This window comes from Agrobacterium sp. ST15.13.013, assembly GCF_027956525.1.
GTDB lineage: Bacteria > Pseudomonadota > Alphaproteobacteria > Rhizobiales > Rhizobiaceae > Agrobacterium > Agrobacterium salinitolerans.
Genome location: NZ_JAQKGP010000004.1, coordinates 44,101 through 65,491 on the forward strand (window position 1 = coordinate 44,101; position 21,391 = coordinate 65,491).

The window sequence follows — 21,391 nt, forward strand, 5'->3', positions numbered from 1 at the left end:
TTTGTCGAGCAGCCCGGCTTCGGGATTTTAAGTGCGATTGGTGTCTGCGCTTTGCTCCAGCACCTGCATGATGGCTTGGCCGGCATCTTCGATAGCGCCGCTATTATCGACGGTCGTAACGTCGAAATCTCCATTGACGTTCAGCGAGCTGCGTTCCAGCCGCCGGAGAATATCGTCCCGGCTTTCCCGCCCGCGCTGCTCCAGCCGCCTTGCCAGCACATCCGGCCGGGCAACAATATTCACGACCTTAAGACGGGAAAAGGCGGTTCCGAATTGCGGCAGGGCGGAACGTGAACCGTTGGCGATGACCACGTCTCCCACATTGAGATGATGGTAGACAGCGGCCGGGATGCCATATTTCAGCCCATGCGCCTGCCAGGATACCGCGAAGGCGCCCGCATCTTCCAACCGGTTGAACTCGTGCATCGAAACGGCATCGTGGTTTTCACCTCCGGCATCGCCGCTGCGGGTAATGACGCGGCGGGTGAAATGAAAGCCCGGCCGTCCACACAATCGCGCTGCCGCGTACTCCATCAGCGTATCCTTGCCGGCCCCACTGGGGCCGACAACCACGATCATCGTACCCGGCGATTGCTCGCGCCGATTATCCTGCCCATCATCGTTCATGCCACGCGCTTGCCCTGACGCCAGACGGAACGGGCGACCGGCACACCGTCCTCGCGGTGAACCCGGACCAGATCGGCCCGCAATCCCGTCGCGATACGACCGCGATCAAGAAGGCCGACGGTGCGCGCCGGCGTGGCGGTGACCATGCGCAGCGCTTCCGGCAGGCTGATGGCTTCCACCTGATCGGCGAGCAGGAATGGCGCAAAGAGTAGGCTGAAGGGCACGTAGTCGGAAGAAAGAACATCCAGAACGCCGATCTCGGCAAGATCGCGGGCGGCTATGTTGCCGGAGTGGGACTTGCCGCGAACGATGTTCGGGGCGCCCATCAGCACGCTCATGCCGGCGCTGTGCGAGGCTTTTGCGGCTTCGACGCTGGTGGGGAATTCCGCCAGTTTCACGCCGTGGCCGATAGCCTCGCCGACATGCGCTTCGGTGGCGTCGTCATGGCTTGCTACGGTAATGCCGCGCTCGGCGCAGCGGGCGGCCAGATAATCGCGGTGCTTGGCGGAATATTCGGCCGACGCCGCCTGCCGACGCCGCACGAACTCGGCGAAAGCCTCGTCGCTCAGCCCGCGCTTCTTCTGGTAATAGAATATATATTGATCCATCGACTGGAACTGGCGCTGCCCCGGGGAATGGTCCATCAGGGAAATCAGCCGCACGCGCGGATCGGTTTCGAAGTCCTCGAAATGTTCTAGCACATCCGAGGAGGCGACCTCACAGCGCAGATGCAGCAGATGATCCGAACGAAGGCGATTCTGATCGGCCGCGGCCTCGATGGCGTCAGCCATTTCGCGCATTTCACCCTTCTTGAAGCCGCCGTCTTCATCCGAACCGAGCCGCAGGCAGTCGAATACGGTGGTGATGCCGGAAGCTGCCACCTGTGCATCATGGGCCTGAATGGCGGCGATCTTGTCCCAGATTACCCCGGGGCGCGGCGAATAATGTTGCTCGAGATGGTCGGTATGCAGTTCCACCAGACCCGGGATCAAATAATCACCTTCCAGGTCTTCGCCGGTTTTGGAGGCGCCTGCGCTGATATCGGCGATCTTGCCGTCACGGATCAGGACGGAGCCCAGAATAATATCGTCTTCCAGAACGATACGGGCATTGGAAAGGGCGTGCTCGGTCATGGGGTCGCATCTTTCTTTGGAGGCTGGCCAAGGGGGCGCCAGCTATGAACGGTAAATGGCGCGCCGCGCGTTTCTTCAATGAACAAGGCGAGGCCGGAAATGCTGAGGGGTCGATCGGTGAATTCGGAAAACCGCGCCGAAAGCACCTTGTGCATGGCGGGCTGCTCGCTCTCGTCGATGCGGCCGGTCAGCGTCATATGAAAACGGAAATCATCCATGACATGCGGATAACCCCAGAGAGATAGATTCTGCCGCTGGCTCTCCGTTAGCATCTGTGGCCGCCGACGGGCAATATCGGTCTCTGAAAGGGGCGCGCGAAACCGGTCGAAATGATCGACGATCTCGGCGGCAAAATCCTGCAGCGGCTGATAGGTGCGGTCCGGGACCAGTGCAAAAAAGGGCCCGAGTGCACCGACGACGACGCGCGGAATTTCGAAGGTGGACTGGCTGGCCGCGAAATCTTCGAAGGCCGTGAGCAGTTCCGCTTCGCTGTATTTTTCGGCAAGCTCGAAAGGAGCCTTCAGGGTCGCGTGGAAACCGTAACGGCGTGGCTCCTCCGTGATCTCGGCATAGTCGTCGTGGTCGTCATGCAGCGTGCCGGAAAATGCGTTGCGGCCCAGCCAGCGTGACGCCGCCTCCGTCAGCGGGTGATCTTTAGCCGGAGAAAAATAGATGGCATAGCGCACGGCAAGCACTCTTCAGTGTCATGGGAGACCAGGGATGAGAAGCTATTTGGCGTGACTCGCCGGCTTCCCGCAAGGTCAGGAGTGCGAGGTAATTGGTTTCCGTGACAGAATGATGATGCGGAGGGAAAAAAGCGTATTGGAAATGCGGCAAGCTTCGGAATGTGCTGAAGACACAGACGGAGATGATGACGACTGGCATAAATCGGGACTGTGCGGGTGTTCCGCGGAGAGGACGAACATCGTTACGACGTTCGCCATTCCATCCCTTCAGACTTAGTGTTGTGTTTTGCCGATCAGCCGCGAACGTAGAGAATTGGAGATGTGGTCGAAGAGGAAAACGACAAAGAGGATGAGCAGGACCATATAAGCGACCTTGTCCCAGTCGGCATTCGTACCCATCGCCTCTAGCAGTTTCAGGCCGATGCCGCCGGCGCCCACGGCGCCGATGATCGTGGCGGAGCGGGTGTTGCTCTCCCAGAAATACAGTGATTGGGAAATGAAGACCGGTAACACCTGCGGCAACACACCGAAGCGGTTGACTGCAATCGGGGATGCGCCGACCGACTTGACGCCCTCGCGCTGCTTGTCGTCAACATTTTCCAGTGCCTCGGCATAGACCTTGCCGAGCGCTCCGGTATCGGTGAAGAAGATCGCGGCAATGCCGGGGATCGGTCCGGGACCGAAGCTGCGGGTGAAGAACAGCGCCCAGATCAGCATGTCGATGGAACGCAGGAAGTCGAACAGACGTTTCATGCCCCAGTTTGCTGCCCTGTTGGCGGTGATGTTGCGGGCGGCGATGAAGGCGAGCGGCAGGGCGACGAGCGTGCCGAACAGCGTGCCCACAAAGGCCATGACCAGCGTCTGCATCAGCTTGGACAGAATATCGGCATGCTGCCAGACGCTGTTGTCGAGGAAATCATCGACCATATGTCCGATATTGGAGCGTGCGGGATCGAGCCGCTCTCCCCAGAGCGCGAGAGCCGCAAGCTCGCCATAACCCTTGCCCCAGAATTCCGATTTGGTGTCGAACAGGAAATTCGCCCATCCGAGGAACCGGCGCTGGACATAGACCTGACTGGTACGGATTTCTGCCTGACCGGCAAAGCCATAATGGACGAGGACCTTCTTGCCGTCCTGCTGGATTTCGTCGGGTATCCCCTGTGGTGCGACAGCCCCGTCGTCGTTGATGATAATTGGATAGTTCCTGCCGTCGATATAGACATCCACTTGAGTCGGGGTCACGTCGAGGCGGTTTTCCATACCCCTATAAACGACGCTGTAACCGCCACCCGGCAGGGGCTGCAGCCAGTCGATCTTTGCATCAACCGGATATTGTCCGCGGCTCGACCATTGCGGTTCAACCTTGCCGTCTTCGAAACGCAGGCGCGGTTGGGCGCGCCAGGAGTACCAGTCCTGAATATAGCTCGAAGCGCGATCCCACCGCCCCTGCATGAAGGCCGGTCCGACATTGAAGAAGAAAAAGCAGCCAATGAGATAGGCGGTGACGGCAAGAAGGCCGACGAGCAGGCCATACCGTTGCATGAAACTGCGGTTGAATACGCCGGGATATGCAGCCGTCAGTCTTTCGCGGTCGGCGGTGTTGAGAATGAAGCTGGACGACATCAGGCCGCTCCCCGTCCGAATTCGAAGGATTGTTGGCCGATCAGCCTGCGGCGCAGCCAGCTGGAAAACTGGTCGACGGCGATGATGGTGATCAGCAAAAGGATGATGATGGCATAGGTCTTTGACGCGTGATCGTTACCGATCGAAAGCCGGAAGACTTCGCCGATGCCACCGCCGCCGACAGCGCCGATGATGGTGGAAGCGCGCACGTTGATTTCGGCGCGCAGCAGCGCATAGGAGACGAAATTGGGCAGAACCTGCGGCACGATGGCGAAACGCACCCGTTCCAGCCAGTTGGCACCGGCGGCACGCAAGCCTTCATCCGGCTTCATATCGGCATTTTCCACCACTTCGAAGAAGAGCTTACCCAGCGCACCGATCGTATGGACCGAAATCGCAATAATGGCGGCGATCGGTCCGATCGAGAGGATGGCGGTCAGCAGCCCGGCGACGACGATTTCGGGAAAGGCGCGCAGCACTTCCATAATCCGGCGAACCACCCAGCGCACGAGCCCGGCGCCGACGAGATTGGTGGAGGCGAAGAAGCAGAGCACGAAGGCGAAACTCGTGCCGATGATTGTCGAGACCAGCGCAATATTGAGCGTGATGATCAGCTGGTAGATGAAGTGCGGGATGTAGAAACCGTCGGTGATGTAAACGCGATCCGCGACGTAGTTATATTTCAGCGAACCATCCGCATAGGGCGACGGCAGGTCGAACATCGCCCGGAAGATTTCCAGCGGACTGTCAGGCACGAAGGTCTTCATGAAATCGAAGAAATAGGGCAGGCGCTCGAAAAACTTGCCTGAATTGGCCGCATTGGCGAAATTCAGGGAGGCGGCGAGGATGACGAGAAAGATCACGAGCGAAATGACGGTATAGATTCGTCGTGTCGCAAGCTGCTGTTGATAATGGCGCATGACCGTCCTGGACGATGCGCTCAACCCCTCGGGCGAGAGGGTACTATTGTGCAGTGTGGTCGCCATGCCGCTTTTCCTTTATTGGCAAAAGCGGCGGCGCCATGGGGCACCGCCGCTTCCGGATATGATCGCAGGATCAGCCGCCGATAACGGACTTACGGGCGTCGATGATCGTCTGGTAGAAGGACGGATCGACCTTGATGTAGGCGGTGTTCTTGCCCTGGGTGAAGCCCTGGAAGCATGCGAGATCCTTCTTCGGCAGTTCCATGAAGAAGTCTTCGACCTTCTGCTTCATCGTGTCGCCGATCTTGTTGGAAACGAGAAGCGGGCCGTTCGGGATCAGCGGCGACTTCCAGACCTGAACGATATCGTCCATGTCGAGGTTGCCCTTCTTGACCATCTGGTGAAGGTTGCCACCGGAGTAACCTTCTTCCCACTTGCCAACACCCGAACCGAAGGTGGTGCCGACATCGAACTTCTTGTCGAGAACGGCGAGAACGAGGTTCTCATGGCCGCCGCCGAAACCGGTTTCGGAGAAGTATTCCTTGACTGGAACGCCGGTCTCCTTCGGGATCGCAACGTTCGGGATCAGGAAGCCGGAGGTGGAGTCGGGATCGGCGAAGCCGATCTTTTTGCCCTTGGCGTCAGCCAGCGTCTTGATGCCGCTGTCCTTGCGGGCAACCATAATCGTGTAGTAACCGCTGGAGCCATCAGAGCCGGTATAGGTCAGGATCGGATCAACGGCCTTGGGGTCGGCGATGGCGATCTTGGCATAGGAGGATGCGCCCATGGAAGCGATGTCGATGGTGCCGCCGAGCAGGCCCTGGATGACGCCGTTATAGTCCGGCGACGGGAAAACCTGAACTTCGGAAACGCCGGTTGCAGCCTTGAGGCCATCGGCAACGCACTTGGTGTTGCGGATCTGGTCGGCTTCGTTTTCGGAACCGTCGAGACCGATGCGCAGAACCTTGACGTCCTGAGCCATGGCGGAACCGGCCAGAACGCCAAGGGCGACTGCCGAAAGAAGGACTTTCTTCAACATGGACTTTCTCCTGTTTCCCGGCGAGCCGGAGTTTGTTGTGAAGTATCGGCCCTTGACGCGGGCGCAAACGATGCTGAGCGGTCCTCAGAGCCCGGCCAAAGCCAGCGGTTCGGGACCGGCAGATTGCTGAACCGGACGCGCGGGTAATTGCGCGCCTGGAATATTGATGCTGGTCGAGGTCATGGTCTCGTCGATGCCTGACCCATGCGAGTCCGTACCGTAGATTTCGGTCACGGCGGAGGCCGTCAGTTCGGCGGGCGTTCCGTCGAAGACAACGCGGCCCTTGGACATGCCGATGATGCGTTCGCAATAATTGCGCGCCGTATCCAGCGTGTGCAGGTTGGTGATGACGGTGATGCCTTCGCGCTCGTTGATGTCGCGCAGCGCGTCCATCACGATCTTGGCATTGAGGGGGTCGAGGGAGGCGATCGGTTCATCGGCCAGGACCATCTTTGGAGACTGCATCAACGCACGCGCAATGGCGACGCGCTGCTGCTGGCCGCCGGAAAGCGTGCCTGCCGCCTGCATGGCCACATGTTCGATGCCGAGCCGCTCGAGCGCGGCGATAGCCATCAGCCGCTCCTCATGGGTGAAGATGTTAAAAAGGCTGAGCGCCGTTGAACGGTGGTTGAGGCGGCCGAGCATGACGTTGGTGAGCACATCGAGGCGGGGCACCAGATTGAACTGCTGGAAGATCATGGCGCAGTCGCGCTGCCAGTTGCGGAGCGCAGCACCCTTCAGTGCAGACACTTCGGTATCGTTGAAATGAATGGAGCCCGAAGACGGATCGACGAGGCGATTGATCATGCGCAGCAGCGTCGATTTTCCCGCACCTGAGCGCCCGATCACGCCGACCATCTGACCCTGCGGTATCTCGACATTTACGGAATCGACCGCAGTGTGGTTGCCGAAACGGCGCGTGACTTGCTTCAGGTGAAAGCTCATTTCCCCGTCCAATCTTCTTTTGACGGGGTTCGACGTAACAGCGGTGCGTGAAGCGTGAGTGTCAGTTTGATGAAGAAAATATTACATAATTCGCAGATACGACACCCGTGGGTTCGCCGACAAACTTTTCTTCTGACTTGTCATGCGGTGGAAATCCCGCGTGGCATATCGGGAGCCGACAAACAGAAATCCCGGGACATGACCCCGGGACTGCAATTGCTCCGGTATAGGCGGGAGTTTACCCGCCATATTTCGCCACGAAATCCTCGGCGGCGAGTGTGCGGAAATCATCCAGCGCGCTGCGCAGCCTCGCATGGTCCCAATCCCACCAATTCAGTTCATCCATGCGCTTGCCAAGCTCCGCGGTAAAACGCTCGCGGATCAGCCGGGCGGGCACGCCGCCGACGATGGTGTACGGGGCAACATCTTTGGAAACGACCGCCCCGGCCCCGACGACTGCACCGTTCCCCACCGTGACGCCGGGCAGGATGGTCGCACCGTGGCCGATCCAGACATCGTGGCCGATCACCACCCGTTTGGCACGCCGGGCGGCGAAGAAATCCGTTTCATCTTCGGCGTCGTCCCAGTAGCTGCGGGCGCGATAGGTGAAATGGTGCAATGTCGCCCGCTGCATCGGATGATTGGTGGCGTTGATGCGGACGGAAGCGGCGATGTTGACGAATTTGCCGATGGTGGCGCACCAGATCGCGCCATCTTGCATGACATAGGAGTAATCGCCCATCTCGACCTCCTCAAGGCGGCAGCGCTCCGAAATTTCGGTATAGCGGCCGATCGAGGAATTGGTGACGCGGGCACTGTCGTGGATGACGGGTTCGAGACCGACCTTGACGCTCATGCCGCTGCCTTTCGCGGAGAGAACTGCGAGACGTCGAGAATGCGGTCGGCCACGGCTTCGCGCACTTCTTCGTCATGGAAAATGCCAAGCAAGGCGGTCCCCTTGCGCTTCTTTTCGGCGATCATCTCAACGACGACCCGCCGATTGGCGGCATCCAGTGAGGCGGTGGGTTCGTCGAGAAGCAGGATGGCGTGATCGGTGATGAAACCGCGTGCGATATTCACACGCTGCTGCTCACCGCCGGAAAAGGTTGCCGGCGGCAGCGACCATAATTCCTTCGGCAGGTTGAGCTTCGAAAGCAGCGCCGCTGCCTGCTCTCGCGCCTCCTCGACCGCAACCTTGCGGGCAAAAAGCGGCTCGGCGACGACGTCTATCGCTGGAACGCGCGGCACGGTGCGCAGGAACTGGCTGACATAACCAATCGTGCGGTGGCGGATATCGAGGATCGTGCGCGGCGAGGCATTGCCGATATCGACGACCTGGCCCTCATGACGAACGAGAATCTGCCCGCTGTCGATGGCGTAGTTGCCATAGAGCATTTTCAGGATCGAGCTTTTGCCGATGCCCGAAGGGCCGCCGAGCACGACGCATTCGCCGCTAGAGACGGAGAAATTGACATCGCGAACGACTGGCAGCTCGATACCGTCGCGAAGATGCATGGTGAAGCTTTTGAAGACTTCCGAAACGATGAGAGGCGTCGTCATGGTGGGTTCTTTCTTTCTGCGCGTGATTTTGTCCGAAAACCGGGGACCATTTTTCGGAATCGCGCGGCTAGACCTGCAAGATGGAGGAAACGAGCAATTGCGTGTAAGGCTCGCGCGGATCGTCCAGCACGCGGTCGGTGAGGCCATGTTCGATGACGTCACCCCCCTTCATCACCATCATGCGGTGCGATAGAAGCCGCGCAACCGCCAGATCATGGGTGACCACGACGACGGCAAGGCCGAGATCGTTGACGAGGCCGCGAACCAGATCGAGCAGGCGTGCCTGTACCGAGACATCGAGACCACCGGTCGGCTCGTCCATGAAAACGAGACGCGGCGAAGTGACGAGGTTACGGGCAATCTGCAGGCGCTGGCGCATGCCGCCGGAAAAGGCGCGCGGCTGGTCGTCGATACGGTCGGTGCCGATTTCCACCCGCTCCAGCCATTCGCTGGCCGATTGCCTTATATTGCCATAATGCCTGTTGCCGACGGCCATCAGCCGCTCGCCGACATTGGCGCCGGCGGAAACCGCCATGCGCAGCCCATCTGCCGGGTTCTGGTGCACGAAACCCCAGTCCGTCCGCATCAGGAAACGCCGTTCGGCCTCACCCATATGATAGAGGTCACGCACCGTGCCGTCGCGCATGCGATATTCCACGCTGCCCGCCGTCGGCATCAGCCGGGTGGAAATGCAGTTGAGGAGGGTGGTCTTGCCGGAACCGGACTCACCGACGATTGCCAGAACCTCGCCCGGATAGAGGTCGAAGGACACGTTGCGGCAGCCGGCGCGGTCGCCATAATATTTGGAAACGTCCCGGACTTTCAGAAGCGATGCGTCGCTCATTCTGCGGCCTCCTTCACTTCTGCCAGCAGATGGCCCTTGTGGCCATGGGCGCGGCGGTCCTCGCAATGGTCGGTATCGGAGCAGACGAACATGCGTCCGCCCCTGTCGTCCAGCACCACCTCGTCCAGATAGACATTCTCCGCCCCGCACAGCGCGCAGGGCTTGTCGAAACGCTGGATTTCAAAAGGGTGATCTTCGAAATCGAGGCTGACGACATCGGTATAGGGCGGCACGGCATAGATGCGCTTTTCGCGCCCTGCGCCGAACAGCTGCAGGGCGTCCGAGAGATGCATTTTCGGATTGTCGAATTTAGGGGTCGGCGACGGATCCATCACGTAACGCCCGGCCACCTTCACCGGATAGGCATAGGTGGTGGAGATGCGGCCGTTGCGGGCAATATCCTCGTAAAGCTTGACGTGCATCAGGCCATATTCTTCGAGCGCGTGCATGACACGGGTTTCTGTCTCGCGCGGTTCGAGAAAGCGCAGGGGCTCGGGGATCGGAACCTGATAAACGAGCACTTGGCCCGAATGCAGCTCCTCTTCCGGAATGCGGTGCCGCGTCTGGATGATCGTTGCATCCTTCGTGCGGGTGGTGACCGCCACATTCGCGACCTTCTGGAAGAAGGCGCGGATGGAAACGGCGTTGGTCGTGTCGTCCGCGCCCTGGTCGATCACCTTCAGCACATCATCAGGACCGAGGATGGAGGCGGTCACCTGCACACCGCCGGTGCCCCAGCCATAGGGCATGGGCATTTCGCGGGAAGCGAAGGGAACCTGATAACCGGGAATGGCGATGGCCTTCAGGATCGCCCGGCGGATCATTCGCTTGGTCTGTTCGTCCAGATAGGCGAAGTTGTAGGCAGCCAGCCCGTCGTCAAATGAAACTTCTTCAAGCATTGCGCGTTAGCCTTGTGAAAAAAGGAGTACAAGCTCATGGAGATTGGAATTCTTGCAGCCGTGTTCTTTGCTGTGTTTGCAGCATCGACCGTCTTTTGCGCCCTTTGGTTTGGTGAGCAGCGCAGCCGTTGAGCTATTCGGCCGCATCGCTCATCCATTCCGCGCCATTGGCATTGATCGCCTCGAAATCGGCGCGCATCTTTCGCACCAGACCGAGTTCGGCCTGAAAATCCACGTAGTGCGGCAATTTCAGATGCTCGACGAAACCCGTCGCCTGCACATTGTCGGCGTGTGAAATGACGAACTCCTCGTCCTGTGCCGGCGCGACGACATCTTCGCCGAATTCGCCGGCGCGCAGCGCGCGATCAACCAGCGACATTGCCATCGCCTTGCGTTCGCTCTGACCGAAGACCAGACCGTAGCCGCGGGTGAATTGCGGCGGTGCCTTCGCCGATCCCTTGAACTGATTGACCATCTGGCATTCGGTGACCTGGATATCGCCAAGCGAGACGGAGAAGCCGAGTTCCGGCACATCAAGCTCGACCTCTACTTCGCCAATACGGATTTCGCCGACGAAGGGGTGTGTGCGGCCGTACCCGCGCTGGGTCGAATAGGCGAGCGCCAGAAGGAAACCCTCATCGCCACGCGCCAGCGATTGCAGGCGCAGGTCACGCGGCATCGGAAACTCCATCGGTTCCCGTGTCAGGTCGCCGGCAATATGATCGTCCGGCATGTCGCCGTCGCTTTCGATCAGCCCCTCCTGAGCGAGGATATCGGAAACGCGCATGACATATTCCGGCTCGCCTTCACGCTGGGTAGCGGTTTCGACGGCCCCGTCTTCGAGGAGGGAGGGATCAAGCAGCCGGTGGGTGTAGTCGAAGGTCGGACCCAGCAATTGTCCGCCGGGCAAATCCTTATAGGTCGCGGAAACGCGCCGCTGCACCGTCATGTCAGCGGTATCCACCGGAACCGAATAACCGAATCGCGGCAGCGTGGTGCGGTAGGCGCGCAACAGGAAGATTGCTTCGATCATGTCTCCGCGCGCCTGCTTGACGGCAAGGGCTGCAAGCGACGGATCGTAGAGCGAGGCTTCCGCCATCACCCGGTCGACGGCGAGCGATAGCTGTGAAACGATCTGCGCAACGGTCATGGCGGGCAGGTCACGGTCTCCGCGCCGCTTGTCGGCCAGAAGCCGGTGGGCGTTGGCGATGGCGGTTTCCCCGCCTTTGACAGCAACATACATCTTATGCCTCCACAGGTTGAATGCGCGTCGTGCGCGGCAGGCAGACAAATCTGTCGGCGGATGTCAGGATGACGTCGACGCCGCGCGGGAAGACGGCGTTGTTCTCCGCCCACAGCCTCGGGAATATGTCCGGCAGGCCAGTGGGGCTGATGATGTTGACGTGGCGAATACCGGGGCCGGATAGCAGCAGTTCCCGCCCTCCATCCAGATCAGGCAACTCGATGATGAGCGTCGTGGAGCGGTCGGGATACTCTTGGCTGCCCTGGGCAAAAAGGCCGAAGGACGCGACGGCGCTGCCCGCTTCGATGACGGCGAAATGCGCCACGCTCTTTTCGTCTGTCGCAACTGCGCCGGTATGAAATCCGATCCAGCCCGGCACCGCGGTCTTGCGCAACGCGCCGCTCAGCCAGACCGGCGTATCGTGGTCGCAGAGCGCGAGCAGAACCGCGCCGGTGGCAGCGGCAAGCGGCAGCGGCGGGGCGACAGCCGTTTCGATTGTCTGCGGCGTGCCGGGACGGGCCATGCCGTCCATCAGCTTCTTGAAAATACGCTGGGAATCGAACACGGCGCTGGAAAAGCCGCCCGTCAATGCTTCGGCTTTCACACCCATCAATCCTCTCCTCTAACCATGGTGAAGAAATCGACCCGCGTGGCGGCGGTTTCCCTTGTTTTCCGTTCCTTTTCCTCGCTCAGTCTTTTTTCGACCGGTGAAAGAAGCTCGGTCTCGATGAAGTCCCGGGTTGGGCTTTCCTGCCAGAGCGCGTCGAAAACGGCCGCATACCAGGCCTTCTTGCGGCCGGTGCCGAGAACATGCGCATGACCGACGGTTCCCGAGGCAAGCTTGACGGTTGCGCGGGTAACGGTGGTTTCGCCGAGATTAAAAGGCGCACCGCCGCCGCCGATACGGCCCTTGACCATGACGAGCCCGGTTTCCGGCCCCCGCACGTTTTCCGTCTGCGGGCTGGCATCCTGCCGGCTCCAGACCGTTTCAAGTTCCTGAACGGTGGCGCGGGCAAGAAGCGCAGCCACTCGCTTCCTTTCTGCATGTATATTCGCAGCTTCGTTATTCATCGCTTGACCTCTAATGTCTATTGATATAGACAACTATACAATATAAGTTACAATTAACGTCGATGAATGACAAGCGTGTGACATGAGCCCTGCGGCAGCGATGAAAAGAAAGAACGGCGTAGCGCTCTGGCGGCAGATCGCCGACCGGATCAGGGGCGAGATTGCGGCTGGCGATCACGACGAAACCGGCATGTTGCCGCCCGAGATGACGCTGGCCGAAAAATTCGGCGTCAACCGTCATACTGTCCGAAGCGCCATTGCCGCACTGGCCAGCGAAGGCATTCTCGAGCCGATGCAGGGGCGCGGTACGATGATCGCCCGCAAGGAGCGCCTGAGTTTTCCGATTTCGCTGCGCACGCGCTTCACGGCAGGCATCGGCGATCAGGTGAAGGAAATGGAGGCGCTACTTCTTTCCCACACGACCGAACCGGCCAGTGCCGATCTGGCAGCGCGGCTGCAACTGACTGCCGGTACGCCGCTTATACGTCTGGAAACCCTGCGCAAGGCGGACACCCGCCCTGTATCCCGTTCGACCACATGGTTCCCGGCTGATCGTTTTGCCGGAATAGGCGAAGCATACCAGCAAAGCGGATCGATCACCGCCGCTTTCAAGATACTTGGCGTGGCGGACTATGTGCGCATCTCCACCGTCATTTCTGCTATCCACGCGGATACGCAGGATCTGGTCGATCTCGAACTGTCGCCCGGGGCCATCCTGCTTGTCACTCAGGCATTGAATGCCGATATGGATGGCGTACCTGTGCAATATGCCGTCAGCCGATTTTCTGCGGATACGGTCGAATTCACGGTGGAAAATTAGAATACGGGTTTATTCCGCCTGCGAAAGGCCGAGCACATCCAGCATGGAATAGAAACCGGGCTTCTTGTCGAAGGCCCAGACCGCTGCCGTGATCGCGCCGCGTGCGAAGATGGAGCGGTCGCCGGCATAATGGGAAAGCTCGACGCGCTCGCCTTCGCCAGCAAAAATCACCGAATGTTCACCGATCACCGAGCCGCCACGCAACGTGGCAAAACCGATGGTGCCGGTCTCACGCGCGCCCGTGTGTCCGTCGCGCACGCGCACGGAAGAGGCGGTAAGATCGACCTTGCGGCCGGCCGCCGCCGCTTCGCCAAGCAGAAGTGCGGTGCCCGAAGGCGCATCCACCTTGTGCTTGTGGTGCATTTCCAGAATCTCGATATCCCAGTTCTGCGCATCCAGCGCCTGCGCCGCCTGCTGGGTGAGAACGCTGAGCAGGTTGACGCCGAGGCTCATATTCCCCGACTTGACGATGCGCGCATGGCGCGATGCCGCCTTGAATTTTTCCTCGTCTTCCGCCGAGCAGCCAGTGGTGCCGACGATGTGCACGATGCGGGCCTGCGCGGCGAGGCCGGCAAAGGTGACGCTGGTTGCCGGTGAGGTAAAATCGATCACGCCTTCGGCATGCAGGAATGCCTGTAAGGGATCGCTGGTGATTTGGACGCCGATGGGGCCGAGACCGGAGATCTCACCGGCATCGCGGCCAACAAAAGCTGAGCCTTCACGCGCCACTGCGGCATGGAGCTGGACGCCGGGGGTCTGGTGAATGAGGCGGATCAGTGCCTGTCCCATGCGGCCCGCCGCGCCGACCACCACCAGTTTCATGCCGCTGCTGCCCATGCTTTCACTCACTTTTCATGTCGGGCGGATTGGAACCCGCCGGTATCGGACGATCGATGTTTGCAACGGCGACGTTAAAGACCGCTCGTCCGCTTCGCAAGGCATCACAAAGGGCTGGTCGTTGGAAACGATCAAGCCCTCCAGCGCCGCCCGTCCAGCGCCAGACCGAAATCCGCAGGTGTTCTGGCATAGGTGGCAAGCCCGGAAAGCGCCGCCTGCGGATGGGTGACGACGAATGTCGAAATGGTCCGCATCAGCGCGCTGTGTGGCGCCTTGTCTTCAAAAGCGGCCCGGAATTCCGGGCTCTTCAGTGCCGGAATGATCTTCTGCGAAATGCCGCCGGCCAGATAAACACCGCCCTTTGCCATGAAGATAAGCGCAAGGTCGCCCGCCACGCGGCCGAGATAGGTGCTGAACAGCGACAGCGTTTCTTTTGCCTGCGCGTTCTGGCCCGAAAGCCCCTGCAAGGTGATGTCGGCCGGATCGGAAAAGACAGGCTCGATGCCATCGGCTTTGCAGATGGCCCGATAAAGATTGACCAGCCCGCGTCCGCACAGGATCTGTTCGCCGGCGACGCGGCCCTCGATGGTTTCGATATGGGGGAAAACCGCATAGTCGCGCGCGCTTCTCGGGCCGATATCGATATGCCCGCCTTCGCCAGGCACCGGGAACCACATGTGGCGGGCATAGACCAGCCCGGCAACGCCGAGCCCCGTGCCCGGTCCAAGAACGACCCTCGACGCCAAAACGTCTTTCTTACCGGAGCCGATGGCGTCGCGGTTATCTTCGTCAAGGGCCGCGATCGCCAGAGCCTGCGCCTCGAAATCATTGATGACGATGACATCCTTCAGGCCGAGATTGGCGAGCATGTCCTTCGGCTTGACGACCCAGTGGCAATTGGTGAGGGGAATCTCGTCACCTTCGATGGGGCCGGCAATCGCGAGAATCGTCGAGACCGGCTGAAGCGAGGTCTTGTCCAGAACCGCCTGCTGGATGGCGTCGTCGATAGCAGGATATTCCGCCGTCTTTACCGTGGTGAGGTGCACCGGTTCGGCAAAGGAATCGATCAGGATGGAAAAGCGGGCATTGGTGCCGCCGATGTCGCCAAGAAGGATTGGAAAGGACAGATATTCGGTATCGGACGTCTTCGGCATTGCCTGTTCCATGTTGGGAGGTTCAGTTGGCGACGTGGAAGTCGATGAGATTTTCTGCGGTAGCGCGGTTGAGCGCCATGGGAATATCGTAAACCGTAGCAAGCCGCGTCAGCGCCTTCACGTCAACATCATGCGGCATGGCCGTCAGCGGGTCGGTGAAGAAGATCAGCATATCCACCTCGCCTGTGGCGATCATCGCGCCGATCTGCTGGTCGCCGCCAAGCGGACCGCTCTTGAGGCGGATGACTTCAAGACCCGGACACGCTTCCTGTACCCTTCCGCCGGTGGTGCCGGTGGCGACGATCCTGAAACCGGCAAGCGCTTTCTGGTGATGACGGGCGAAATCCGCCATATCGTCTTTTTTCTCGTCGTGAGCGATGAGCGCGATACAGCGTTGTTCTTCCATGGTCCCAGCCCGTTCAATCAAGAATTAAATCGATTTGAAGCCTTCTATAACAGCTTGCCGCCATTTGAAAAGGGAAGCTGTTGAATGCCTCATTTCTGTTTCAGTTCAATGTCGGGCGCTGGGTAGGAAGCGGAATATCCGAAGGCGGCTGTGGGGCAGGGGCTGCCTGAATGACCTGTTCCACGCTTTGCTGGCGCGTTGCTGGAGCAGGCGAATAGGCCTGAGCCGCAATGCCTTCGGGGTTGGCGGAAGGAGCGGCAGCCACGGCGGCGCAGGCCGAGGGCAGATCGGAAACCATGACCGGGCGCGGTTTCACCGGCTTGGCGTTGGGGTCCTTTTTCGGCGGCGCCCATGGTTCCTTGCTGAACCACCAGGCAAGCGACTTGTCGCAGCCGTCGCCTTTGCCCACGGCCGCCTGCGGCTTGCAGTTTGGCGCGCCGGGCGGGCATTCGAGACGGATGTGGAAATGCTCGTCATGGCCGTAGATCGGCCTGATCTTGCCCATGAAGGTGCGGTCGCCGGTCCATGTCTGGCAGAGTTTCTGCTTGATGGCCGGGTTGACGAAGACACGCTCCACCTGCGGATAGCTTGCCGCCATCATCACCAGCCGGGCATTGAGGGGTGACCACTTGCGGTCATCGACCGTCAGGAACTTGCTCTTGTCCAGCATGGAGATGAAAGGCACCGTTTCGCGCTGCTCCACGCTCAGCCGCGGGGTCGGCATCGGCCGCCACCAGATGTCGACATCGAGGCCGATCTGGTGCGACGCATGGCCGGTCAGCATCGGCCCGCCGCGCGGCTGGGAAATATCGCCCAGCAGCAGGCCCGGCCAGCCGATCTTCTGGGCGTCCTGCGAAAATTGCTCGAGGAACGAAATCATCTGCGGCTGGCCCCAGCGCCGGTTGCGGGAAAGGCGCATGGCCTGCCAGCCGGGACCATCCGTCGGCATGGCGATGGCGCCGGACTGGCAGCCCTTGGCATAGGAGCCAATCGGCTGCGAGCCCGTGGCGGAAGGCAGAGCCATATGCCCGAACACCTCTTTCGCCGGCCTGTCCTCGGCCGCTGCAGTTTCCATCTGCAACTGCAACGCGGAGACGACCGAAATCGCCAGCAAGGCCGCCTTGAAAACTCTCGATGATCCCGCCGTCATAAAGTCTTGCCCGTCCGATCAGATGATTCTCTTCCCCTCAAGATAAACTGGAACGGGATTTTGTTGAAACCATGTTTCGCCCCGCATCTTGCAAAGCGGAAGGATAAAGGCGCCGATAAAGAGCTTGTGAGCCAGTACATCTGTTTTTTGCCAATCTTTGTTTTATGCTCTCTTCAACAAACGCGAAAACAGGGACATTCCCCCAATGATATTGGCACCACTGAAATCCCGTCTCCTCATTGCTCTTGCGGCATCCGCCCTGCTGATACCGGCGGCGGCCTCCGCACAATCGGCCGATGTATGGCGGAAGGGGATTTCGACGGTCGGGGAACTGAAACATCCCGATGGCTTCGATCATTTCGACTATGTGAATACCAAGGCGCCGAAAGGCGGCACCCTTCGCCTGTCGACGGCGGGCACCTTCGATACCCTCAATCCGCTGCTCGCCAAGGGCGAGGCGGCGACCGGCCTTTCGCTGGTTTTCGATACATTGATGAAGTCGACCGAAGAGGAGCTGTCGGCCTCCTACGGTCTTCTTGCCGAGGGAGTAAGCTATCCAGACGATATTTCGAAAGCCACCTTCCGGCTGCGTGCAGAGGCCAAATGGGCCGATGGCAAGCCGGTGACGCCGGAGGATGTCGTCTTCAGCTTCGAAAAAGCCAAGGATTTGAGCCCGCAGCTAGCGACCTATTACACCCATGTCACCAAGGCGGAGGTGAGCGGCGAAAGGGACATTACCTTCACTTTCGACGAGAAGAACAATCGCGAATTGCCGCAGATCGTCGGGCAATTACTGATCGTTCCCAAGCACTGGTGGGAAGCCGTCGGCGCGGATGGCAAGCCGCGCGACATATCGCGTGGCACGCTGGAACCGGTGATGGGTTCCGGCCCCTACAAGATTGCCTCAGTCTCTCCCGGTTCGACAATCGCTTATGAACGCCGCGACGACTACTGGGGCAAGGACGTCAATGTGAATGTGGGGATGAACAATTTCAAAACCATCGCCTACACCTTCTTTGCCGATCAGGATGTGGAATTCCAGGCCTTCAAGTCCGGCACCGTCGATTTCCGTCAGGAAGCCTCCTCCAGCCGATGGGTTACGGGTTATGATTTTCCGGCCGTCAAGGAAGGCCGCGTCAAGAAGGAAGAGCTGCCGAACATCTATCGCTCCGTCGGTATCATGCAGGCCTTCGTGCCGAACATGCGCAGGGAGAAGTTCCAGAACCCGAAACTGCGCAAGGCGCTCAATTATGCTTTCGATTTCGAGGAGTTGAACCGGACGCTGGCTTACGGCCAGTTCCAGCGCATCAACAGCTTCTTCATGGGCAGTGAACTGGCCTCTTCCGGCCTGCCGACCGGTCGCGAGCTGGAAATTCTTCAGGAACTGAAGGATCAGGTTCCGCCGGAGGTTTTCACAACCGAATATCGCAATCCGGTCGCGGGTGATCCGGCCAAGCAGCGCGACAATCTGCGCGAGGCGGTCAAGCTGATGAAGGAAGCCGGTTACGAGCTGCGCGGCAACCGCATGGTCAATGCGAAAACCGGACAGCCGCTCGATATGGAGTTTCTGATCGATTCCTCCGGCATGGAAAGAACCATTCTTCCCTATGTCCAGAATCTGAAGAAAATCGGTATCAATGCGACGATCCGCACGGTCGACGCCTCGCAATATACCAACCGCACCCGCAGCTTTGATTTCGACGTAACTGTCAAGCTCTGGGCGACATCCGCCAATCCCGGAAACGAGCAGGCGGATTTCTGGGGTTCGGCGGCAGCCGACCGGCAGGGTTCGAACAACCTCGCCGGCATCAAGAACCCGGCAGTCGATTCTTTGGTAAGGAAGGTCATATTCGCGCCCACCCGGGATGAGCAGGTGGCTGCCGCCCGCGCACTTGACCGCGTGTTGCTGGCGAACAGCTATGTCATCCCGCAATTTTACCGCGGCGAGATGTTCATCGCTTACTGGAACACGCTCATCCGTCCGGAAAACCTGCCCCAATATGGCGTCGGTTTTCCCGAGGCATGGTGGTCCAGCCAGGCCGGAAACTGACGCCGGCCTTGCTTTCATGGCGAAGGCTTGATTCACATAGGGCGAGACGAATCGCTCAAAGCGCAGGCAGCGCTTTCAGGAAGGGACAGGTTTTGAAAGAAACGAAAACCGCTGACGTATCGGCCGGGAGCAGAGGCTGATGGGCGCCTATATCCTCAGACGTCTGGCGCTGATGATCCCGACCATCATCGGCATCATGGGCATTTCGTTTCTCGTCATCCAGTTCGCGCCGGGCGGGCCGGTGGAGCAGGTCGTCGCGCAATTGACGGGGCAGGGTGACAGCGCCTCCGACCGGCTATCGGGCGGCGGCGATCTTATGGGCCAGTCCGGCGGTTTCGATGACAGCGGTTCGAAATACCGTGGTGCGCAGGGTCTCGATCCGGGACTGATCGCCAAGCTCGAAAAACAGTTCGGCTTCGACAAGCCGCCGCTCACCCGTTTCCTCGAAATGATGTGGAACTATATCCGCTTCGATTTCGGCGACAGCTTCTTCCGCAATTCCTCGGTGATCGATCTCATCATTGACAAGCTGCCGGTCTCGGCTTCGCTCGGCTTCTGGATTCTGATCATTTCTTACATGATATCTATTCCGCTCGGCATCAAGAAGGCCGTATCCGACGGCTCGACCTTCGACGTCTGGACGTCAGGCGTTGTCATCGTCGGTTATGCCGTGCCAAGCTTCCTCTTCGGCATCCTGCTCATCGTCCTCTTCGCCGGCGGGTCCTTCTTCGACTGGTTCCCACTGCGCGGCCTTGTGTCCGATAATTTTGCTGAACTGAACTGGTGGCAGAAGATCATCGACTATTTCTGGCACCTGACCCTGCCGCTGATCGCGCTGTCGCTCTCGGCATTCGCGACAACGACGTTGCTGACCAAGAACTCCTTCATCGACGAGATCAAGAAGCAATATGTCATCACCGCTCGCGCCAAGGGCCTCACCGAACGCAGGGTTCTTTATGGGCATGTCTTCCGCAATGCGATGCTGATCGTGATCGCCGGTTTTCCGGGCGCCTTCATCTCGGCCTTCTTCACCGGATCGCTGCTGATCGAGAATATCTTCTCGCTCGACGGTCTCGGTCGCCTCGGTTATCTCTCGGTCGTCAATCGCGATTACCCGATCGTCTTCGGCACGCTCTTCATCTTCTCGCTGATGGGCCTCGTCGTCGGCCTCATTTCCGACCTGATCTATACATGGATCGATCCGCGCATCGATTTCGAGCGGAGGGATGTGTGATGACACTTGTCCATACCGCCGAAGCGGAAATGCGGGCAAAGCCGAAGCGCCCGTGGTTTTCGCCCACGACCAAGCGCCGCTGGCAGAATTTCAAGGCAAACCGGCGCGGTTACTGGTCCTTCTGGCTGTTCCTGGTCCTGTTTTTTCTGAGCCTCATTGCGGAATTCATCGCCAATGACAAACCCATTCTCGCTTCCTACAAGGGCGAGTTGCTGGTGCCGGTCATGGTCGATTATCCGGAAGAAAAATTCGGCGGGTTCCTGGCTCAGACCGATTACAAATCCTCCTTCATTCAGGATGAGATCAACGCCAAGGGCTGGATGATCTGGCCGCCGATTCGCTATTCCTATCAGACGGTCAATTCCAATATTCCCCATTCGGCGCCGACTGCGCCCTTCTGGCTGATGGATAAAAAGGATCGCTGCTCGGCTTACCCGCAGGGCGATGCCGATCCCGGCTGCACGCTTGGCAATCTCAACTGGCTCGGAACCGACAATCAGGCGCGCGACGTCACCGCGCGAATGATCTACGGGTTCCGCATTTCCGTGCTGTTCGGTCTGACGCTGACCATCGCTTCCGCCATTGTCGGCGTCACCGCCGGCGCTATTCAAGGCTATTTCGGCGGCTGGACGGACCTGCTTTTGCAGCGTTTCATTGAAATCTGGTCGTCCATGCCGGTGCTCTACATCCTGCTGATTATCGCAGCCATTCTGCCGCCGGGCTTCTTCGTGCTGCTCGGCATCATGCTGCTCTTCTCATGGGTCGGCTTCGTCGGCATCGTGCGCGCGGAATTCCTGCGCGCCAGAAACTTCGAATATGTCCGCGCCGCCCGCGCGCTTGGGGTCGGCAACTGGACGATCATGTTCCGCCATCTTCTGCCCAACGCCATGGTAGCGACGCTGACATTCCTGCCATTCATTCTCTCAGGGTCGATCACGACGCTCACCTCGCTCGACTTCCTCGGCTTCGGTATGCCGCCGGGGTCGCCGTCGCTGGGCGAGATGATCGCGCAAGGCAAGAACAACCTTCAGGCCCCCTGGCTCGGCCTCACTGCGTTTTTCACCATGTCCATCATGCTCTCGCTGTTGATCTTCGTGGGTGAAGCGGTGCGCGACGCTTTCGATCCACGCAAGACGTTCCGGTGATC

General features: G+C 59.6%; 22 protein-coding genes. 4 read left to right on the forward strand and 18 right to left on the reverse strand.

Translation table 11 applies throughout. The features are described from left to right. Positions 1 to 27 precede the first annotated feature (27 nt). From phnN to phnG, 14 genes are all read right to left on the reverse strand, one after another. On the reverse strand, positions 28 to 627 hold the full coding sequence (gene phnN, locus PL597_RS05545; protein WP_165691305.1) for a phosphonate metabolism protein/1,5-bisphosphokinase (PRPP-forming) PhnN: 600 nt from the start codon (positions 625 to 627) through the stop codon (positions 28 to 30). Next, a complete protein-coding gene (locus PL597_RS05550; RefSeq protein WP_077984538.1) occupies positions 624 to 1,760 on the reverse strand; it encodes an alpha-D-ribose 1-methylphosphonate 5-triphosphate diphosphatase in 1,137 nt (378 codons plus the stop codon). Before PL597_RS05550 ends, phnN begins: the two co-directional genes overlap by 4 nt. Further along, complete coding sequence (locus tag PL597_RS05555) at positions 1,757 to 2,455, reverse strand: DUF1045 domain-containing protein (protein WP_170985425.1); 699 nt, start codon at positions 2,453 to 2,455, stop codon at positions 1,757 to 1,759. Before PL597_RS05555 ends, PL597_RS05550 begins: the two co-directional genes overlap by 4 nt. A 264-nt stretch (positions 2,456 to 2,719) precedes the next feature. After that, positions 2,720 to 4,069 carry a phosphonate ABC transporter, permease protein PhnE gene (gene phnE / locus PL597_RS05560; protein ID WP_269824882.1) on the reverse strand — a complete coding sequence of 450 codons (1,350 nt, stop codon included), beginning with the start codon at positions 4,067 to 4,069 and terminating at the stop codon, positions 2,720 to 2,722. After that, positions 4,069 to 5,055 carry a phosphonate ABC transporter, permease protein PhnE gene (gene phnE / locus PL597_RS05565; RefSeq protein ID WP_271364729.1) on the reverse strand — a complete coding sequence of 329 codons (987 nt, stop codon included), beginning with the start codon at positions 5,053 to 5,055 and terminating at the stop codon, positions 4,069 to 4,071. Before phnE (PL597_RS05565) ends, phnE (PL597_RS05560) begins: the two co-directional genes overlap by 1 nt. A gap of 70 nt (positions 5,056 to 5,125) precedes the next feature. Next, entirely contained in the window at positions 5,126 to 6,031 is a 906-nt protein-coding gene (gene phnD / locus PL597_RS05570; protein WP_269824880.1) for a phosphonate ABC transporter substrate-binding protein, read from the reverse strand. 84 nt (positions 6,032 to 6,115) lie between these two features. Continuing rightward, positions 6,116 to 6,976 carry a phosphonate ABC transporter ATP-binding protein gene (phnC, locus tag PL597_RS05575; protein WP_271364730.1) on the reverse strand — a complete coding sequence of 287 codons (861 nt, stop codon included), beginning with the start codon at positions 6,974 to 6,976 and terminating at the stop codon, positions 6,116 to 6,118. A 238-nt stretch (positions 6,977 to 7,214) separates the two neighbouring features. Then, entirely contained in the window at positions 7,215 to 7,832 is a 618-nt protein-coding gene (locus PL597_RS05580; RefSeq protein WP_271364731.1) for a DapH/DapD/GlmU-related protein, read from the reverse strand. After that, on the reverse strand, positions 7,829 to 8,536 hold the full coding sequence (gene phnL / locus PL597_RS05585) for a phosphonate C-P lyase system protein PhnL (protein WP_173987846.1): 708 nt from the start codon (positions 8,534 to 8,536) through the stop codon (positions 7,829 to 7,831). Before phnL ends, PL597_RS05580 begins: the two co-directional genes overlap by 4 nt. Before the next feature lie 67 nt (positions 8,537 to 8,603). Further along, positions 8,604 to 9,380, reverse strand: a complete 777-nt coding sequence (gene phnK, locus PL597_RS05590) for a phosphonate C-P lyase system protein PhnK (protein ID WP_137409577.1) — start codon at positions 9,378 to 9,380, stop codon at positions 8,604 to 8,606. Then, positions 9,377 to 10,279 (reverse strand): alpha-D-ribose 1-methylphosphonate 5-phosphate C-P-lyase PhnJ, encoded by a 903-nt coding sequence (locus tag PL597_RS05595; protein ID WP_269833593.1) that lies wholly within the window; start codon positions 10,277 to 10,279, stop codon positions 9,377 to 9,379. Before PL597_RS05595 ends, phnK begins: the two co-directional genes overlap by 4 nt. Positions 10,280 to 10,412: 133 nt before the next feature. Continuing rightward, positions 10,413 to 11,522 (reverse strand): carbon-phosphorus lyase complex subunit PhnI, encoded by a 1,110-nt coding sequence (locus PL597_RS05600; RefSeq protein WP_271364732.1) that lies wholly within the window; start codon positions 11,520 to 11,522, stop codon positions 10,413 to 10,415. Between the two features lies 1 nt (position 11,523). Further along, positions 11,524 to 12,132 carry a phosphonate C-P lyase system protein PhnH gene (gene phnH, locus PL597_RS05605; RefSeq protein WP_162520582.1) on the reverse strand — a complete coding sequence of 203 codons (609 nt, stop codon included), beginning with the start codon at positions 12,130 to 12,132 and terminating at the stop codon, positions 11,524 to 11,526. Next, on the reverse strand, positions 12,132 to 12,593 hold the full coding sequence (phnG, locus tag PL597_RS05610; RefSeq protein WP_271364733.1) for a phosphonate C-P lyase system protein PhnG: 462 nt from the start codon (positions 12,591 to 12,593) through the stop codon (positions 12,132 to 12,134). The genes phnH and phnG overlap by 1 nt, the downstream gene beginning before the upstream one ends. Before the next feature lie 82 nt (positions 12,594 to 12,675). On the opposite strand from phnG, the gene phnF reads away from it, so the two are divergent. Continuing rightward, positions 12,676 to 13,413 (forward strand): phosphonate metabolism transcriptional regulator PhnF, encoded by a 738-nt coding sequence (gene phnF, locus PL597_RS05615; RefSeq protein WP_077984527.1) that lies wholly within the window; start codon positions 12,676 to 12,678, stop codon positions 13,411 to 13,413. A 9-nt stretch (positions 13,414 to 13,422) separates the two neighbouring features. Here the strand turns inward: phnF and dapB are convergent, their stop codons facing one another. The 4 genes from dapB to mepA all read right to left on the reverse strand — a co-directional run bounded on the left by dapB (position 13,423) and on the right by mepA (position 16,960). After that, a complete protein-coding gene (dapB, locus tag PL597_RS05620; RefSeq protein WP_271364734.1) occupies positions 13,423 to 14,250 on the reverse strand; it encodes a 4-hydroxy-tetrahydrodipicolinate reductase in 828 nt (275 codons plus the stop codon). A gap of 131 nt (positions 14,251 to 14,381) precedes the next feature. Then, entirely contained in the window at positions 14,382 to 15,404 is a 1,023-nt protein-coding gene (locus PL597_RS05625) for a glucokinase (protein WP_271364735.1), read from the reverse strand. 22 nt (positions 15,405 to 15,426) lie between these two features. After that, positions 15,427 to 15,810, reverse strand: a complete 384-nt coding sequence (locus tag PL597_RS05630) for a methylglyoxal synthase (protein ID WP_020812947.1) — start codon at positions 15,808 to 15,810, stop codon at positions 15,427 to 15,429. A 100-nt stretch (positions 15,811 to 15,910) separates the two neighbouring features. Continuing rightward, positions 15,911 to 16,960, reverse strand: coding sequence for a penicillin-insensitive murein endopeptidase (gene mepA / locus PL597_RS05635; RefSeq protein WP_271364736.1), 1,050 nt, complete (start codon positions 16,958 to 16,960; stop codon positions 15,911 to 15,913). Positions 16,961 to 17,165: 205 nt separating this feature from the next. Between mepA and PL597_RS05640 the strand changes: the two genes are divergently transcribed. The 3 genes from PL597_RS05640 (at position 17,166) to PL597_RS05650 (ending at position 21,389) form a co-directional block, all read left to right on the forward strand. Beyond that, the gene (locus PL597_RS05640; protein ID WP_271364737.1) at positions 17,166 to 19,010 is read left to right on the forward strand and encodes an extracellular solute-binding protein; all 1,845 of its coding nucleotides are present in this window, start codon (positions 17,166 to 17,168) and stop codon (positions 19,008 to 19,010) included. Between the two features lie 139 nt (positions 19,011 to 19,149). Continuing rightward, positions 19,150 to 20,244 (forward strand): microcin C ABC transporter permease YejB, encoded by a 1,095-nt coding sequence (locus PL597_RS05645; RefSeq protein ID WP_271364738.1) that lies wholly within the window; start codon positions 19,150 to 19,152, stop codon positions 20,242 to 20,244. Continuing rightward, on the forward strand, positions 20,244 to 21,389 hold the full coding sequence (locus PL597_RS05650; RefSeq protein WP_271364739.1) for an ABC transporter permease: 1,146 nt from the start codon (positions 20,244 to 20,246) through the stop codon (positions 21,387 to 21,389). The genes PL597_RS05645 and PL597_RS05650 overlap by 1 nt, the downstream gene beginning before the upstream one ends. The last annotated feature ends 2 nt before the right edge of the window (positions 21,390 to 21,391 follow it).

Excerpts from the sequence above, each read along its gene's own strand:
- phnN (WP_165691305.1), bottom strand. The coding sequence starts at position 627 with ATGAACGATGATGGGCAGGATAATCGGCGCGAGCAATCGCCGGGTACG.
- PL597_RS05550 (WP_077984538.1), bottom strand. The coding sequence starts at position 1,760 with ATGACCGAGCACGCCCTTTCCAATGCCCGTATCGTTCTGGAAGACGAT.
- phnE (WP_269824882.1), bottom strand. The coding sequence starts at position 4,069 with ATGTCGTCCAGCTTCATTCTCAACACCGCCGACCGCGAAAGACTGACG.
- phnE (WP_271364729.1), bottom strand. The coding sequence starts at position 5,055 with ATGGCGACCACACTGCACAATAGTACCCTCTCGCCCGAGGGGTTGAGC.
- phnD (WP_269824880.1), bottom strand. The coding sequence starts at position 6,031 with ATGTTGAAGAAAGTCCTTCTTTCGGCAGTCGCCCTTGGCGTTCTGGCC.
- phnC (WP_271364730.1), bottom strand. The coding sequence starts at position 6,976 with ATGAGCTTTCACCTGAAGCAAGTCACGCGCCGTTTCGGCAACCACACT.
- PL597_RS05580 (WP_271364731.1), bottom strand. The coding sequence starts at position 7,832 with ATGAGCGTCAAGGTCGGTCTCGAACCCGTCATCCACGACAGTGCCCGC.
- phnL (WP_173987846.1), bottom strand. The coding sequence starts at position 8,536 with ATGACGACGCCTCTCATCGTTTCGGAAGTCTTCAAAAGCTTCACCATG.
- phnK (WP_137409577.1), bottom strand. The coding sequence starts at position 9,380 with ATGAGCGACGCATCGCTTCTGAAAGTCCGGGACGTTTCCAAATATTAT.
- PL597_RS05595 (WP_269833593.1), bottom strand. The coding sequence starts at position 10,279 with ATGCTTGAAGAAGTTTCATTTGACGACGGGCTGGCTGCCTACAACTTC.
- PL597_RS05600 (WP_271364732.1), bottom strand. The coding sequence starts at position 11,522 with ATGTATGTTGCTGTCAAAGGCGGGGAAACCGCCATCGCCAACGCCCAC.
- phnH (WP_162520582.1), bottom strand. The coding sequence starts at position 12,132 with ATGGGTGTGAAAGCCGAAGCATTGACGGGCGGCTTTTCCAGCGCCGTG.
- phnG (WP_271364733.1), bottom strand. The coding sequence starts at position 12,593 with ATGAATAACGAAGCTGCGAATATACATGCAGAAAGGAAGCGAGTGGCT.
- phnF (WP_077984527.1), top strand. The coding sequence starts at position 12,676 with ATGAGCCCTGCGGCAGCGATGAAAAGAAAGAACGGCGTAGCGCTCTGG.
- dapB (WP_271364734.1), bottom strand. The coding sequence starts at position 14,250 with ATGGGCAGCAGCGGCATGAAACTGGTGGTGGTCGGCGCGGCGGGCCGC.
- PL597_RS05625 (WP_271364735.1), bottom strand. The coding sequence starts at position 15,404 with ATGCCGAAGACGTCCGATACCGAATATCTGTCCTTTCCAATCCTTCTT.
- PL597_RS05630 (WP_020812947.1), bottom strand. The coding sequence starts at position 15,810 with ATGGAAGAACAACGCTGTATCGCGCTCATCGCTCACGACGAGAAAAAA.
- mepA (WP_271364736.1), bottom strand. The coding sequence starts at position 16,960 with ATGACGGCGGGATCATCGAGAGTTTTCAAGGCGGCCTTGCTGGCGATT.
- PL597_RS05640 (WP_271364737.1), top strand. The coding sequence starts at position 17,166 with ATGATATTGGCACCACTGAAATCCCGTCTCCTCATTGCTCTTGCGGCA.
- PL597_RS05645 (WP_271364738.1), top strand. The coding sequence starts at position 19,150 with ATGGGCGCCTATATCCTCAGACGTCTGGCGCTGATGATCCCGACCATC.
- PL597_RS05650 (WP_271364739.1), top strand. The coding sequence starts at position 20,244 with ATGACACTTGTCCATACCGCCGAAGCGGAAATGCGGGCAAAGCCGAAG.